The sequence below is a fragment of the Chitinophaga pinensis genome, assembly GCF_007896845.1.
In the GTDB taxonomy this organism is placed as follows: Bacteria; Bacteroidota; Bacteroidia; order Chitinophagales; family Chitinophagaceae; genus Chitinophaga; species Chitinophaga pinensis_C.
Genome location: NZ_VOHS01000031.1, coordinates 1 through 17074, shown reverse-complemented (window position 1 = coordinate 17074; position 17074 = coordinate 1). Strand labels below are relative to the sequence as shown.

Here is a 17074-nt window from a genome sequence, read left to right as displayed (position 1 = left end):
TGCTGACATTAGAATTTAAGGTTAAGGTTCACACCCATGCTTCTTGTAGAAGGCGTCTGTAAGTTATCCACACCTGAATCCGGATCAACGTTCGGCATTTTGGTGAACAACAGCAGGTTGCGGCCTACAGCAGAGATATCTGCAGCGCGGAACACACGTCCCTTCAGCCATTTGGATGGCACTCTGTACGTAAGTGTAAGTTCTCTCAGTTTCAGGAAGCTCTGTGAATAATAGTTATAGTTCACATCTGCACCATTGCTGGTATTGGTCATGTAGTCGATATAGTTCACACCTTGTGTATTTGGTGCAAATTTTCTGTCATCACTCACGATGTTACCATCTGAGTCATAGGTGGCCTGACCTGAAGTAACTACCACACCTTTACCTACGAAAGTTGATTTATTATCATTGGCATCATCTCTGAACTGATTAACGGTACCCGGATGTGTACCACCCCACCACATTTTCTGGTTGGTAGTAGAATACATTAATCCACCGAGGCGACCATCTACGAGGAAACGCAGGCTGAAATTGCCATATGAGAAACTGTTCTCCAGACCATAGATCAGATCCGGATCTGAGTTACCAATATAACGCTGAATATTATCTTCCAATGGGAATCCATCCGCTCTGTAAATGATGTTACCGGAAGGATCTTTCTGATAAACTGTAGCGAAGATCCTGTCTGTTCTGTCATTTGCCTTCAGATAACCGAGTTTAGTGCCATCCGTAATTTCTTTCAGATAACGATGATAAGTGCTCAGGTTCAGCATCACATCCCATCTGACTTTATCTTTACGGATTGGCGTTGCCGTTGTTACGAGTTCAATCCCTCTACGCTGATAAACGTGCCCATTTTTCAGTCTGCTGGCAAAACCGCTACCCAGAGATACCGGAATGCTCAGGATATTATTATAGTCTTTGGTCTGGAAATAAGTTAATTCAAAACCCAATCTGTTACCGAAAAACTTAGCATCAACACCAGCTTCCCAGCTATCGGAAGTCTGCGGGCGCAGGGATGTATTTCTGATAACATCTTTATATTTCAAACCGGGTACGCCGTCCCAGATAGTACCCTTATCATAGGAGGGCAGGTAACCATAGGTATAACCTTCAGTCAGTTCCCCGCTGGATACACGGGATACAGCACCTCTCGCTTTCAGGAAAGAGAACCATTCAGGTAAACGCGTCAGCTGAGAGATCACTACCGAACCGGATAAGGAAGGATAAAAGAAACTATTGTTCTCAACAGGTAATCTTGAGATCTTGTCATTACGTCCTGTGAGGGAGAGATAGATCGCATTGTACAGTTCTACGTCAACAATACCATATACACTCGCCGTTCTTCGTTCTTCCAACGAGTTGGCAGATTGTACCGCATTCGCAGAGTTACCAAGATTGTACAGACCTGGAATGGTCAGGCCATCTGTATTGTTGGATACTGATTTGAAATTACGGTAATAGTTGGAGCCACCTGCCTGTGCATGCACCTTGAAGTGTTCGCTGAAGGTATGGTTATAATCTACGATCAGATCAGACACCACATCGAAATAAGTGTCGGAGGTAATTGTATACTGACCTCTTGATTTATTACCATACCCGATATAGCTTTTAGGCTCGTTATAATTACGGTTCAGGCTGTACTGGTTAATACCTGTACGGAATTTCGCACTGAAAGAAGGACTGATCTTATAATCCAGATCCACAGAACCAAAAGTGTTATTCTTATCATATCCTCTGAGGTATTCATATGCCTGAAAATAAGGGTTGTTATAATAAGAAATATTGTAATGACGCTGTTGTATACCTTCTTTACCCGGTACCCAATAGTTACGCAGGTCACGCACATCAATATCCGGCCCTGTCCACAGGATCAGGTTGTACAGGTAGTTGGTAGGGCCATAACCTGTCTCCGGAAAATTATGTGTATATTCTTTGTTGTAGCTCACACGACCGTTAATGCTGAAGTTCTTTGTCAGGTTGTAATTACCTGCCATATTGAAGGAAGTGTTCTTCAGGTCTGTATTGGGTACGATACCCTGCTGGTAGATATGAGAAGCAGAAGCCCTGAAAGTACCGTTGTCGCCTGATTTTGTGAAGCTGATGTTATTGCTGGTGATAACACCTGTTCTGAAGAAATTCTTCACATTGTCTTTACCACGGGACAGGAAAGGCAATGGTACCAGTTTACCGGTTGTAGGGTCAACAGGGCTGTTGAACTGTGGTGTTTCATAATAACCACTTGGTGTGGAAGGATCACGCTGGTCCAGTTTAGGGCCCCATATCCAGCCGAAACCTTCAGGACCGCTACCGGAACCGTCTATATATTGATATTCACCTTTGAAACCGTTACCATAAGTGGTCTGCACTTTAGGGATGCGGATAAAGCTGGTCTGGAATTGTGTAGAAGAGTTAAAATCAACGCTCAGGTCTTTAGAACCACTTCTTTTGGTAGTGATCATGATAGCGCCGTTGTAGCCTATAGAACCGTATAATGCGGAAGCAGAAGCACCTTTCAGTACGGTCATACTTTCGATATCATCTGCATTGATCTTATAAAGATCCGCTGACTGATCAGGGATACCATCTATAACGATCAATGGTTTTGCACCACGGAGGGAAATACCCGGATCCTGAAAGAGGTCAGTGGTATTTCTGATGGTCAGACCCGCCACGCGACCTGTCAGTGAACTGATCACGTTCGGCTCACGCGCCTTTACGAGGTCAGCACCTTTTACTTCCTGTGCAGAATAACCAACTTTTGCTTTTTCCTTTTTGATACCGAGTGCGGTTACCAGTACTTCGGAGAGTTTCTTCTCATCGTCCAGCAGGGTTACCTGATATGTTTCACCTTTACCAACAGTCAGCTGATAAGGTTGAAAGCCCGTGAAAAAGAACTGTAACACTTCTCCTTCATTTGCTTTGATCTGGAAGTCACCATTATCAGTGGAGATCGTACCACGTTTGGTACCTTTTACCATGATAGATACGCCGGGCAAGGCTTGCTTTTTAGCATCCGTTACTTTACCGGAAATGGTTTTTTCAGCGGGATCTCCCGGGGCATTCACAGTACCTGCTTTTACAATGATGTTATTATCCAGACACTTGTAGTTAAATGCGACCTGTCCTGCGAGTTGCTGTAATACGTTTTCCAGCGTTGTATTTCTTGCGGTCAGATTTACTTTTTTCTCCATCAGTCCGGACTGGTCCACACAGATGATGGCGTAATGCGTTTGTTGTTCGATCAATTCGAACACTTCTTCCAATGGTTTATTATGTACGGTCAGGGAGCAGGGCACCTTGTGCAGGTCCGCGCGCATTCCTGCCTTTACGGTTGTAAATGGCAATGAAAACACACAGCAAAGCAACAGGCATAAAACTACCTTACTGCGTGCGGTACTCAGATGTTGGTAAAAAGGAAACATAAATTCATGCATTTAGCGTGATTGATAGGCGTTGTTGTTGGTAAATCGGATCTTTTTTCCGTCAATGGTGTAATCAAGATTGTCCGTTGCTTTGATCACGTTCAGAATGTAATTGAGTGGCTTGTCACTAAACTTTGCAAAAAGCTTGTAATTAGCCATAGCCGGGTCTGCGAAGGTGATCTCGACATCATACAATTGCTCCAGTCTGCGGGCTACTACTGCCAGTGTTTCGTTGCGGAATACGAGTAAACGGGACGTCCAACCGGTTACAGATTCCACATCATACGTTCTGGTGTAAGCATGCTGCGCGTGACTGTCATAATACAATTCCTGTCCTGGCTGTAGTTCATACGGTTTTGGCTGAGCGGGAACACTCACCTGTACCTTTCCGTCTACCAGTGATACGGCAGCGCTGTCTGCACCTTTATAGTGTGCGACATTGAAACGCGTACCCAATACCTGTACTGACAATTGACCTGCCTGTACGGTAAAAGGATGATGTGCGTCTTTGCTGACATCGAAAAATGCCTCACCTTCCAGAATGATTTTTCTATCACCCTTTCCGAAATCGGGTGCATAACGGATACTACTTTGTGGAGCGAGGTGCACGACTGTACTGTCTGGCATTGTCACTTTCAGCACCTGACCGGGTAAGCTCTTCTTTTCCATATAGGCGATAGCGTTACCATCTCCGTTATGGCGCAGATAAAGTACACTGCTTATTATAATACCTGCTACAACAGCTGCGGCCGCGATCTGTGTACGGTATTGATTAATAATAGTGATCAGTCGTGATTGCGGACGTCTGCTGATGCGTTGTTTCACATCCTGCAGTGCTGCATTGACCAATACTTCATCATGTTGCTGATAGCTGCTTTGCCATATGTCTTTCAGTGCGCTGTAGGTTTGTCTGTTCTCTTCTGCGCTCACCAGCCAATCAGCCAAAAAATCTTCTTCCCATGGGGCGGTCTGTTCGTTAAAATGCTTTGTGATCAGTAAATAAAGCTCCTGCTGTTCCAATATTTTTCCGTTTACAAAGACAAGGACGATAAGATTGATCCTGTTCGTGACAGCAAAAAACGAGTTAACATATTGGTAACATTGGGTAGGCTGCTTTGAGGAATTTGAGTGCGCGGAACATGTGTGTCTTAACGGAATTCAGAGATATATTTAATAGACCCGCAATCTCATCATAGCTGAATCCTTCATATCTGTGCATCTTGAATACAAGCCGCATCTGGGGTGGTAACTGAGCGACAAGCGACTGTATTTGTGAGGTAATATCTTTATACATCAGCTGATGATCAGGTTGTTGATAACCAGCATCCGGGGTATCTGCCAGTGCTTCTTCCGGGAGGTTAAAAATCGTCTTACGCTTACGGTAATAGTCAAACACCCTGTTTCTTACAGAGACGTACAAATAAGCGCTTAAAGTGGTGGAAATGTCTATTTGCCGACGGTTATGCCATAAGGTACAGAACATTTCAGCTACAATGTCTTCTGCTTCATCTGTGGGGTATGGCAGAAGTACCTTGGCAAACTGCAATAATCCTTCATAATAACGTTTGAAGATAGCATCAAATGCATCTTCGCTGCCGGAGATGAATAATTGCAGGTAGTAGTTATCATCGAAAGACTGGCGTGCCATTGGCACAAAGCTAAGGGGCGGGCGCGGGTTTTAATGTTAGGTTTTTATTAAGTCTTAGAACGTGTCATCAGGGGTTAATTACTAAACTTTTATACATACCGGCAGCTGAAAACGGCGCGTTTTGTAATCGGAATGCTTTCTTTCAGATGTGATCTGCTTCATCCTATACTCATCCTACCTTAATGCTACGTTAATAACGTAGCATTAAGGTAGGATGAGTATAGGATGAGTACTGTATGATACACATCTCTACGATACCGGATACTTTATTTGCTAAAAATACAACAGTCTGATGTATCATGGTTGCAGGCAGGAATAAAAAAGCGCTGCCTGCATTTATCTGCAAACAGCGCATTTATTATTTCATTTAAATATTAAAAGTAGATATCTACATAATCTACCACATTATTTCCTTCACAGTTATCCATTTCCTGCAGGCGCCAATATTTTCTTGCACCTTTTGCGAGGAAGTGATAAGTACCTGTTTTATCACATACCTCTCCCTTGTTAATATTGGCATATCTGGTCTGTATCTTACCGGTGAATGTCATTTCTGCGAAAGTGACGACAGTGAGTGTACCATCGATCGTAACGAAGTCACCATCATTTCCACGTTGTTCTCCTTTCACGGTAAATGTACCATCCTGCTGTTTCTTTATCTGCACTTTACCGGGTTTATCCCAGCTGATCCATTGCAGCGTAAAATTATGTGTGCCTTCACGCAACTGTCTGGCTGGTTTTGTTTGCTGTGCGAAAATATCTGAGCATACCAGACTCAGGAAAAATGTCATACCGAGGAAAAGCCTTTTCATATTCATACCTGTTAGTTTTATCATTGCCGGAAATGCGCCGGCGATTCCATCGGCCAAAATAAAACTAAATTGGTAAACAATCACAGCACTCCCGTCGCTGGTCTGGTAGAGCACCATACCAGCCGCTTTTTCATCTTCGCTGAAACCATTGCTGGTCTTGCCCTTCAATAGACCAGTGAAAAAAATATGCAAATGTGTTAAAAAAATATCTGCGTCAAAAAATCTGGTGCCTGTATAATAATATATATCACAACACGAGACAATCCATCCCTCCGTGATCCTTTCTGCGCATGCCCCGGTAGTGTTCCGGACTGACGTGCATACTCTTCTTGAACAGTCTTGAAAAATGGTAAGGGTCATCATAACCTATTGCTACACCGACCTGCTTGATTTTCATATCTGTCGTGTATAGCAAGAGGCAGGCCTGTTGCAGTTTCAGGTGGATAAAATAGTTCAGCGGTGACATGCCGGTCGTCTTTTTGAACAGCGTGGAAAAATGAGACGGAGACAGTTCTACCAGCTGTGCAAGCTCTTCTACTGTCAGTACAGCAGTGAGATGTTGCTGCATGTAAATGATTGTTTCATTGATCCTGTCGCGGCTTTGCTGTCGCTCGCGGAGTGTTTTATCCGGAAACAGGAAAGTAGCCAGAAAGTGGTACAGATGCAGGTTTGCCTTGCCAAGATTGTCTTTTCCGAATCCCATTTTCAGGCATTGAAACATAGTGTTCCACAGCTGAATGCCTTTTTCATTTCTGTGAATATGCCTTGGTCCGTCATATAAACCGATATTGAACCCCTGATTAAATGCGGCCATGTCTTTCCCTGTAAAGTGCACCCAGTAAATGGTCCATGGGTTTTCATCATCGGATCCATAGCGTAAAGGAAGCTCCGTTGCAGGGATGATGACGTATTCGTTCATGCCGACCTTGAATGTCCTGTCGTCTATTGAGTACCAGCCTTTACCATGCGTACAGTAGATCAGTATATTATCAACACAGCCTTTCTCTCTGTCTCTATAATGAAAGGCGGCTTTAGGAAAATAACCGATATGGGTAATATACAGCTGGCCCAATACAGGATTGATTTTGATTGCGTTTTTCCAGACTGCCTCGGGGAGACTTATTAACTGTTCTCCTTCGAAGCCGTCCCTTCTCTTCAAAGTCCCCATAACGTGATTGTTGTTTTGATGTTTCTTGTAACTGAAAAATACTTATTCCCGACGAATAATCGTGGAATAATTCATCAAAATAGACGAATTAACTATTTACACCGCAAAGGTGATGAAATAGATTTGCCAGATAATTCCATTTATGAAATAGCATTTTTCACTAACACAATTTCCCAAAAAGCTGGTTTATGCCACGTATCCTCTCCATGTCCCGGTTACCCGGGGCGCTAAAACACGTATACCTATTAACGCTGTTTTCCACGTTCTTTGCCTACAACGCATTTGCACAACAGCCGGCCAAAATCACCGTCACCGGTACGATTACCGATTCGTCAGGCGCAAAACTCGAAGGAGTGAACATTGTTGCGGAAAACAAAAAAAACGTCGCTACATCGACCAACCAGACTGGAAAGTTCATCCTTGATGTTGAACCGGGTACAATGCTCCGGTTTTCCTTCGTAGGTTTTGAACAACAGTTTATCAGCGTTAGTAATTCTACCAAAGTAATCAACCTTGTGTTAAAGCCGACCACATTCAAAGCGGAAGAAGTGGTGGTGGTTGCTTATGGTCGTAAACAGAGAAAAGAAGCAGTTGTGGGATCTGTTACATCGATCGATCCCGGTGCATTGAAAATTCCATCCAGCAACCTGACAAATGCGATGGCAGGACAGATTGCGGGTATGGTTGCTTTTCAACGCGGAGGCCAGCCCGGTCTGGACAACTCCAACTTCTTTATCCGTGGGGTGACCACTTTCGGTTACAGTGCAAGTCCGCTGATCCTTGTGGACAACATCGAACTGAGTGCCAACGACCTTGCCCGTCTGCAGGTAGATGACATCGCCAGCTTCTCCATCCTGAAAGATGCCAGTGCTGCTGCGCTGTATGGCGCAAGAGGTGCAAACGGTGTGATCCTTGTAACCACCAAAGAAGGTAAAGCAGGTAAAGCCAATGTGAATGTCCGTTATGAGCGCTCTATTTCACGTCCTACACAGACGGTTAAACTGGCAGATCCGGTGACTTACATGCGACTGTATAACGAAGCGCTGACTACCAGAAATCCACTGGCCACTCCGCTCTATACACCGAATGACATCATCAATACACAGGCGACTATGGACAAGGCACCCGGCCACAATCCATATGTATATCCGGCAGTAGACTGGATGAAAACACTTTTCAAAGATCAGACAACCACACAGCGTGCGAATTTCAGCGTACAAGGGGGAACAGACGCAGCGAGATATTATATCGCAGGTTCTTATGACAGGGATAATGGAATCCTGCAGGTAAATCCGGTGAACAATTTTAACTCTTCCATGAAGTTTGAAAACTATCAGCTTCGTTCCAATGTGAATGTAAAATTGACAAAAACCACTGAAGCAGTTGTTCGTCTATGGGGTAATTTCAACGAATACACCGGTCCTATTACCGGCGACCGTTCCGGTCTGGCAAGTGATATGTATGACAGAGCACTGCATACCAGTCCGGTAGCATTTCCAGCCTATTTCCCGGCAGATAGTGCCAACCTCCTGACCAAACATATCCTGTTTGGTAATTCACTAACTACTTCCGGCGGATTGCAATCCAATCCATATGCTTCGCTGATGTATGGTTATAAAAGCTTTTCAGAATCAAGATTGTCTGCACAGTTCGAGCTTAATCAGAACTTCAACTTTATCACCGAAGGACTGGCCTTCCATGGCTTATTCAGTACCAACCGTTACGCATATTTTGATCTGACCAGATCTTACCTGCCTTTCTACTATGATGTAGCTAACTACGACCAGCCCAGCAATACTTATTCACTGACATGGCTGAACAATCAACCAGGATCTGCACAGGAATTTCTTAGCTACTACCCTGGTAACAAGGATGTAAACACTTTTCTTTACTTGCAGGGCTCAATCGATTACGCTCGTGCTTTCGGCAAACATAATATCAGTAGCGCCATCATTGCTACCCGTCAGCAGAAGCTGAATGCGGATGCAAATGATCCGGAGACAAACCAACCATCATTACAATATTCACTGCCATACCGTAACCTCGGACTCGCAGGCAGAGCGACCTATTCTTATGCCACGAAATATTTCCTTGAATTCAACTTCGGGTACAATGGTTCTGAACGTTTCTCTATGCAGAATCGCTGGGGATTCTTCCCGACGATCGGTGCAGGCTGGGTAGTGTCAAACGAAAAGTTCTGGAAAGGACCGATCTCCAATGTATTGACCAGATTTAAACTGAGAGGTAGCTATGGTCTTGTCGGAAATGACAATATCGACAACACCCGTTTCTATTATCTGTCCAATGTTAAACCGGATGATGTTAATGGACCTTCTGCGGTATTCGGCACCAACAACAGTGTGAAACTGTACGGTACTACTATCCGCAACTATCCTAATCCGGGTGTAACATGGGAAACGGCCCGCAAAACAAACCTTGCCGCAGAAATGACATTCGTTGACAAACTGAATGTTACGGCAGAGATCTATCATGAATACAGGTATAATATCCTGCAGCAACGTGGTTATATTCCTGTTACCAATGGTCTGGAAGCAGCAGTTAAATCCAACGTGGGTACTGCTTATGCAAAAGGTCTGGATCTGAATATCAACTATAAACAAACTATCAACAAAAACTTCTGGGTATCTGTACTGGCTAACTTTACCGCTACTGCGAATAAGTACGGCCGCTACGAAGAACCGCAATACAAGTATGATTATCGCTTCCAGACCGGTCGTCCGATCAACCAGCCATTCGGTTATATCGCAGAGCGACTGTTTGTAGATGACAAAGAAGCGGCAAACTCTCCTACTCAGTTGTTTGGTTCTTCCCCATTACCTATCGGTGGTGATATCAAATACAGGGATGTGAATAAAGATGGTATTATCAATCAGGACGATCAGGTGCCTATTGGTCTGCCCACTACTCCGCAGATCATCTATGGTTTCGGTTTTTCATTTGGTTATAAAAACTTTGACCTGAATGCTTTCTTCCAGGGTCTTGCAAGAGAATCTTTCTTCATCAATGCAACCTCAGAGGATGACAGATATTGGGGTAAATATGGTACTGCACCATTTATCAATAATGCACAGATCCTTCAGGCGTATGCTGATGACCACTGGTCAGAAGAAAAACAAAATCTTTATGCGCTGTGGCCACGCCTTTCCACCACTGACATCCTGAACAACCAGCAGCAGAGCACATGGTGGCTGAGAGATGGTAGTTTCATGCGACTGAAATCACTGGAGATCGGATATACTATCCCTAAGGACTTTGCCAGAAAAATGCATATCAGAAATATGCGTCTTTACTTCAGCGGTCTGAATCTTTTCACATTCAGCAGCTTCAAACTGTGGGATCCTGAACAGGCCGGACAGGGATTCGCTTATCCTATCCAGAAGGTGTTCAACTTTGGTATCAATGTCAACTTATAAATGATTGCAGATGCAAACCATCATAAAAATATTCATCAGCACAGCCTTATCTATATGTCTGCTATCGTCCTGTAACAAATATCTGGACGTAGTACCTGACGATGTTGCTACGCTGGAAAGTGCATTTGCTAACGCGAATGAAACCCAGGCTTACCTGTTTGGCTGTTATGCCACTATGCAGGCACTTACAGATATACGTCGTAACGCCGGCTTTACCACTTCGGGTGAAGTCATGTTCCCTTATCCATTACAGGATCAGACCACATTAGGTGGTGGCGGTGGAGACGCCGGTTTCAGTATTCTGCGTGGAATACAGAACAGCGCCAATCCTCTTTTAAACTATTGGGATGGTTATAACATGGGACTGAACATGTGGCAGGCCATCCGTAAGTGTAATATCTTTCTGGAGAACGTACACATACCACTTGATCTGCCCGAGTTTCAACGTAAGAGATGGGCTGCTGAAGCCAAATTTCTGAAAGCCTATTTTCACTACTGGCTGATCAGAATGTATGGCCCCATTCCTATCGTGGATGTCAATTTACCTGTCAATGCTTCGATAGACGATGTAAGAATAAAACAACAACCTGTAGACTCCTGCTTCAGTTATGTAGTACGCTTACTGGATGAAGCGATCGTAGATCTTCCGCCGGTGATACAGAATCTGGCTGCCGAACAGGGTCGTATCAGTGCAACAATAGCAAAAGCTGTAAAAGCAGAAGTACTGGCAACCGCTGCAAGTCCATTATTCAATGGTAACCGTGACTATGTAGCGATGAAGAGAAAAGACGGTACGCAGCTGTTTTCAGCAGCTTATGACGAGAGCAAATGGCAACTGGCAATGGCAGCCTGTAAGGATGCGATTGATGCAGCAACTGCTGCGGGCGCCAATTTGTATCAGCTGAGACTGAGCGGAGGTATTGTGCATATGTCGGATGAAACACGCAGGTTGCTGACTATACAAGGCGCCTTTGTAGATAGCTGGAATCCTGAACAGGTATGGACACTCAATCCACAGTTTGGCTGGCAGTACATGGCCTCTCCGAGAGTCACTGCAGATGCAGCTGCGAATGTGTTTGCGGTGTATTCGAACTTCTCTGTACCGATTGGTCAGTCAGAGCTCTTCTACAGTAAAAACGGTGTACCGATCAGCGAAGACAGAACATGGGATTATAAGAACCGTTACAAACTACAGGTGGGCGACGATTCACATGCCTATTATATCAAAAAAGGATATACCACTGTAAAAGGCAACTTTAACCGTGAGCCCCGTTATTATGCAGATGTTGCATTTGATGGAAGCGTATGGTTTGGTTCCGGCAATCTCGATGATAACAATCCGAACTTCGTCAATGCGGTGAACGGATTCGCTGCACCTCCTGATCAGCTGCGTTATAACGCGACGGGTTACTGGGCGAAGAAACTGGTACCTTATCAGACTACCTTCGGACAAACAAGCGTACAACAGAACTATTCATGGCCATTCATGCGCCTGACCAGTCTGTGGCTGCTGTATGCAGAATGTCTGAATGAAGTAAACGGACCGGGTGCTGATGCTTTCCTGTGGATCGACAAAGTAAGAGAAAGAGCGGGTTTGAAAGGAGTAGCGGAATCATGGTCCCAATACTCAACCAGTCCGAATAAGTATAATACCAAAGACGGATTACGTGCAATTATTCATCAGGAAAGAAGAATTGAAACAGCCTTCGAAGGTCAGGCAGGATGGGATTTACGCAGATGGAAAGAGTTACAGAATGTACTGAGTACACCATTACAGGGATGGAATGTGTTCAACAGAACAACCGAAGGTTACTATCAGCTGAGAATTGCACAGCAGACCGTTTTCGGTGTGCGGAACTATCTCTATCCTATTCAGGACTATGACCTGCTCACGAATCCGAATCTGGTACAGACCCTTTACTGGTAAAGCGTCGCATCTATTGATCAACACAACATTCACGGTATGAAATTTAAAATGCGTCATATACAACAGCTGCTGCTGTTATTCTTTATATCAGGCTTACTGCCTTTCTCCTGTAAGGAGATTGACGGTTACAACGAAATCGTATCTACAGACATGACCAAACCGGATCCTGTCAAAGATGTAAAGGTGGTGAACTTTAATGGAGGCGCCTATATTACTTATACGTTGCCTAAGTCTTCCAACATCCTTTATGTACAGGCTACTTACAAGATCAATGATAAGACAAGCAGGGAAACCAAGTCCTCTTATTATTCCGACAGCGTTACCGTAAGTGGTTTTGCAAAGAGTCAGGACTATGACGTAGAATTACGCGTAGTAAGCCGGGCACAGGTATCATCAGAACCGGTGAGTGTCAAAGTACATCCCGATACGCCACCCTATCTGCTGTCCCGTCCTACCGTAACGATGCGTCAGGACTTCGGCGGTGTACAGATAGACGCGATCAACAAGGCGAAAGCTAATCTGGGGATCATTGTTATTGCCCCGGATCAGACCAACAAGTATCAGATCATTGCGCAGAACTATACGGATAAGGATACTATCTCATTCAGTCTGCACGGATATGATACCATTCCACAGAAATTCGGTGTATATGTGACCGACCAGTGGGGCAACATCTCAGACACGCTCCTTTCCACTATTACGCCTGTTTATGAGGCGCAAATGGATAAATCACAGTTCCGTAGCTATCAGCTGGGTACAGACGCCAGAACAGGCTTTGGATGGTCAATAGAAAATCTCTGGAATAACAATACGGGATCTCCGGGATATCATACCGAACAACCGATACAACCATTGGTATGGCCGGCAGTGATCACATTTGACATGGGTAAAGCTGCAAGACTGAGCCGGTATACTATCTGGAACAGAGGTATTGATGGAAGTGGTACATGGTTATGGCAGGCCGGTGCGCCAAGGACATGGGTGTTATGGGGACGAGAGGACAGTCCGGAAGATGAAACAATGCCGGATGAAAATCACCTTCCACCAGTAGGAGGAATGACGCCAAAAGGCTGGATCAATATGGGCTTCTTTACAGCGCCGGATAAACCATCCGGATTACCGAACCCACAGTACACCAATGCAGATCTGCTGTTCTGGAATGCAGGGTTCAGCTACAATTTCTCCCTGACTCTGCCAAAGGTGAGATATCTGCGTTTTGAGTGTGTTTCCAATATGGCGCAGACCAACAATTTCTTCAACGTTACCGAACTGTCATTCTGGGGCGATCCGAGATAACCTTCAAAAAAGCAAACAATGAAACGATATAAAATAGCTAACATATGTCTGCTCGGCGGTTTACTCACCGTCCTCGGATGCAGCAAGAAACCTACGGACTACCGTGAATTTCTGAATGGGGAAGAATTAGTGTATCCCGGTAAAGTGGCCAATCCACAAGCCATGCCCGGTAATGGAAGAATACAGTTGATATGGCAGCCAAGCCCTGATCAGAGTATTGTGCAATACAGGGTTTTCTGGAACAATGGCGCTGACTCGCTCAACATTGCAGCATCGACACACAACACAACAGACACGGTAAAATGCACGATCCCCGGTCTGTCAGAATATGTATATTCTTTTACAGTCTATTCTTATGATGCAAAAGGAAATCGTTCCGTAGCCACGGAGATCAGCAATGCCAGAGTGTATGGATCTGTATATACTGCGACACTCAATAACAGACTGACAGACGCTGATAATCCTTTTACTGTTAATGAAGACAATTCAGTAACACTCCGTTTTGTTGCACCTGATACGATCAATATCAGCACAACATTGAAGTATACCAATCAGCAGAATCAGGAAGTCAGCAAATCACTGGCACCGGCCGACGATATGCTCACACTGACCGACTATAAATTTGGTACTCCTGTTCTGTATCAATCTTCCTATATTCCTGTGTCAAATGCACTGGATACATTCTATACATTGCGTGCTGACACTTTCCCTGATATATACAGGCTGGTGCAATGCGACAAGAGTCTGTTTCAGGAACGCGACATGTGGGGAGATATGGGTATCTATCAGTCAGATACCAGAGTCAGCAGATTATGGGATGGTTCCGTTGGTCCGCAGGGATATCCGAATATCTTCCATGCGGATGGAAACGGCTCATTGCCGAGAACACTCAGCTTTGATATGGGAAAGGTATACAACAATCTTGGCGTGATCGAGGAAACAGGCAGAGACTGCTGTAACAATCCTGATCAATTCGAAGTATGGGGGATCGCTGATCTCAACAATACCATCCCTGAAATGAATCCGAATGACGCAGGCTGGAAAGATGCGATGATCAATAAAGGCTGGACATTATTAAAAGAAGTGATCAGAACAGACAATGGCAACAATGCCTACAAAACCAACCTGATTGACAATCCTCCGCCTGTACGTTATATCCGTATCAGGTTCCTCCATAATGCCAACGGAGAGACAAGTTATGTGAACCTGTCGGAAATTACCTTCTGGAACAAAGAATAAGCATAATAAACTGATGAAGATCTTAAAGAAACACGTTATTACCGCTATTGTCATGATGATGCCTGCTGCCCTTTGTAAAGCGCAGCAAAGTTCACTTACGCTGAAATATGACAAACCGGCGGCCGTATGGGAAGAAACATTGCCACTGGGCAATGGACGTTTGGGAATGATGCCGGATGGTGGCATTCAGACAGAAAAAGTGGTACTGAACGACATCACCTTATGGTCAGGTGCACCACAGGATGCCAATAATTATGAGGCTTATAAGCAGTTGCCCAAGATACAGGAACTGCTGAAAGCGGGTCGTAATGATGAGGCGCAGTCATTAATGGATAAAGACTTTATCTGCACAGGTAAAGGCTCCGGCGACGTTCCTTTTGGCTGTTACCAGACTTTGGGGGAACTGCAGATACAGTTTTCATATGACAAGGCGGACAAAGTGGAACCAACAGCCTATGAGAGAAAATTATCTCTGCAACAGGCCATTGCTTCCTGTAGTTATAAAGTAAATAGCGTGACCTATAACAGGGAGTACTTCACCAGTTTTGGAGATGATCTTTCTTTTATCCGGCTCACTGCCAGTCAGGCCGGCAAGTTGAATTTACGTATCACGATGAGTCGTCCGGAAAAAGCTGCTACCCGCACAGAAAACGGCGAACTGCTGTTGTACGGTCAGCTGGACAGTGGTAATGATGCAAAAGGCATGCAATATCAGGCGAATGTAAAAGCACAACTGAAAGGTGGTACAATCACTACAGAAGAACATGCGCTGGTCATCAAAAATGCGACAGAGGTGATCCTCTATGTGGCAGCCGGTACTGATTTCCATCAAAATGATTTCAGGAAACAGATCAGCACTGTGTTGTCATCAGCTGTAAAAAAGCCATATGAAGCACAGCAACAGGCGCATATCCGTAATTATACGAAACTGTTTAACAGAGTACAGGTAGATCTGGGTAAAGGTACTGCCGGGGCGCTGACAACTGATAAAAGGCTGGCCGCATTTTATAACAATGCTGCTGCAGACAATGAGTTGCCGGTCCTGTTCTATCAGTTTGGACGTTATCTGACTATCTGCAGCACCAGAAAAGGCCTGTTGCCTCCAAACTTACAAGGCTTGTGGGCAATCAGGTGCATACTCCGTGGAACGGTGATTACCATCTTGACGTGAATGTACAGATGAATCACTGGCCGGTGGAAGTATCGAATCTGTCTGAATTGAATCTGCCACTGGCAGATCTCGTAAAAGGACTGGTGGAACCCGGTCAGCGTACCGCAAAAGCTTATTACAATGCACCGGGATGGGTGGCGCATGTTATTACGAATGTATGGGGCTTCACCGAACCCGGAGAAAGCGCCTCATGGGGTGCTACGAAGTCTGGCTCCGGCTGGCTGTGTAACAACCTTTGGGAGCACTACGCATTTACCAATGATAAAAAGTACCTCGCAGACATCTATCCTGTATTAAAAGGATCTGCGGAGTTTTATAACAGTCTGCTGATAAAAGATGAGAAAACCGGCTGGTTGGTGATGTCACCTTCTTCCTCACCTGAAAATGCATTCTATCTGCCCAATGGCAAACATGCCAGCATCTGTATTGGCGCTACGATTGACAACCAGATCGTACGTGATCTGTTCAACAATGTTATCACCGCCGCTACCGAACTGGGACTTGATGCTGATTTCAAAAAAGAGCTGCAACAAAAAGTAACGTTGTTACCACCTCCCGGAGTAATTGCGCCGGATGGCAGGATCATGGAGTGGCTGGAAGACTATAAAGAAACAGAACCACAGCACGACATATTTCACATCTCTGGGGATTGTATCCTGCTTCGCTGATCAGCGCAGAAAATACGCCTGATCTGGCAGCAGCAGCAAAGAAAACGCTGGAAGTAAGAGGAGATGACGGTCCCAGCTGGACAATCGCTTATAAGCTGCTGTTCTGGCGAGATTACAGGATGGCAACCGCTCCTTCAAATTGCTGAAAGAATTGCTCAACCAACAGCCAGAACTGATATCAACTATGGTGCAGGTGGCGGCGTTTACCAGAATATGTTATCGACGGTAACTTCGGTGCAACAGCAGGTATCGCTGAAATGCTGATACAAAGCCACGCAGGATTTAT

General features: G+C 44.8%; 9 protein-coding genes and 1 pseudogene. 5 read left to right on the top strand and 5 right to left on the bottom strand.

Annotated features, from left to right (window positions below):
• Nucleotides 1-8 precede the first annotated feature (8 nt).
• The 5 genes from FEF09_RS22410 to FEF09_RS22390 all read right to left on the bottom strand — a co-directional run bounded on the left by FEF09_RS22410 (nucleotide 9) and on the right by FEF09_RS22390 (nucleotide 7053).
• Nucleotides 9-3425: a SusC/RagA family TonB-linked outer membrane protein gene (locus FEF09_RS22410; RefSeq protein WP_146307178.1), complete on the bottom strand. Its 3417-nt coding sequence runs from the start codon at nucleotides 3423-3425 to the stop codon at nucleotides 9-11.
• Nucleotides 3426-3437: 12 nt separating this feature from the next.
• Nucleotides 3438-4445 (bottom strand): FecR family protein, encoded by a 1008-nt coding sequence (locus tag FEF09_RS22405; RefSeq protein WP_146307177.1) that lies wholly within the window; start codon nucleotides 4443-4445, stop codon nucleotides 3438-3440.
• A 64-nt stretch (nucleotides 4446-4509) separates the two neighbouring features.
• On the bottom strand, nucleotides 4510-5073 hold the full coding sequence (locus FEF09_RS22400; RefSeq protein WP_146307176.1) for an RNA polymerase sigma-70 factor: 564 nt from the start codon (nucleotides 5071-5073) through the stop codon (nucleotides 4510-4512).
• A gap of 374 nt (nucleotides 5074-5447) precedes the next feature.
• Nucleotides 5448-6053: a hypothetical protein gene (locus FEF09_RS22395; protein WP_146307175.1), complete on the bottom strand. Its 606-nt coding sequence runs from the start codon at nucleotides 6051-6053 to the stop codon at nucleotides 5448-5450.
• Between the two features lie 79 nt (nucleotides 6054-6132).
• Nucleotides 6133-7053, bottom strand: a complete 921-nt coding sequence (locus FEF09_RS22390) for an AraC family transcriptional regulator (protein WP_146307174.1) — start codon at nucleotides 7051-7053, stop codon at nucleotides 6133-6135.
• Between the two features lie 188 nt (nucleotides 7054-7241).
• On the opposite strand from FEF09_RS22390, the gene FEF09_RS22385 reads away from it, so the two are divergent.
• The 5 genes and pseudogenes from FEF09_RS22385 to FEF09_RS34910 all read left to right on the top strand — a co-directional run bounded on the left by FEF09_RS22385 (nucleotide 7242) and on the right by FEF09_RS34910 (nucleotide 16934).
• Nucleotides 7242-10487, top strand: coding sequence for a SusC/RagA family TonB-linked outer membrane protein (locus FEF09_RS22385; protein WP_146307173.1), 3246 nt, complete (start codon nucleotides 7242-7244; stop codon nucleotides 10485-10487).
• A 10-nt stretch (nucleotides 10488-10497) separates the two neighbouring features.
• A complete protein-coding gene (locus FEF09_RS22380) occupies nucleotides 10498-12414 on the top strand; it encodes a RagB/SusD family nutrient uptake outer membrane protein (RefSeq protein WP_146307172.1) in 1917 nt (638 codons plus the stop codon).
• Between the two features lie 36 nt (nucleotides 12415-12450).
• On the top strand, nucleotides 12451-13710 hold the full coding sequence (locus tag FEF09_RS22375) for a DUF4959 domain-containing protein (RefSeq protein WP_146307171.1): 1260 nt from the start codon (nucleotides 12451-12453) through the stop codon (nucleotides 13708-13710).
• Between the two features lie 18 nt (nucleotides 13711-13728).
• On the top strand, nucleotides 13729-14949 hold the full coding sequence (locus tag FEF09_RS22370) for a DUF4998 domain-containing protein (protein WP_146307170.1): 1221 nt from the start codon (nucleotides 13729-13731) through the stop codon (nucleotides 14947-14949).
• A gap of 13 nt (nucleotides 14950-14962) precedes the next feature.
• Nucleotides 14963-16934: pseudogene (locus FEF09_RS34910) on the top strand (glycosyl hydrolase family 95 catalytic domain-containing protein).
• The last annotated feature ends 140 nt before the right edge of the window (nucleotides 16935-17074 follow it).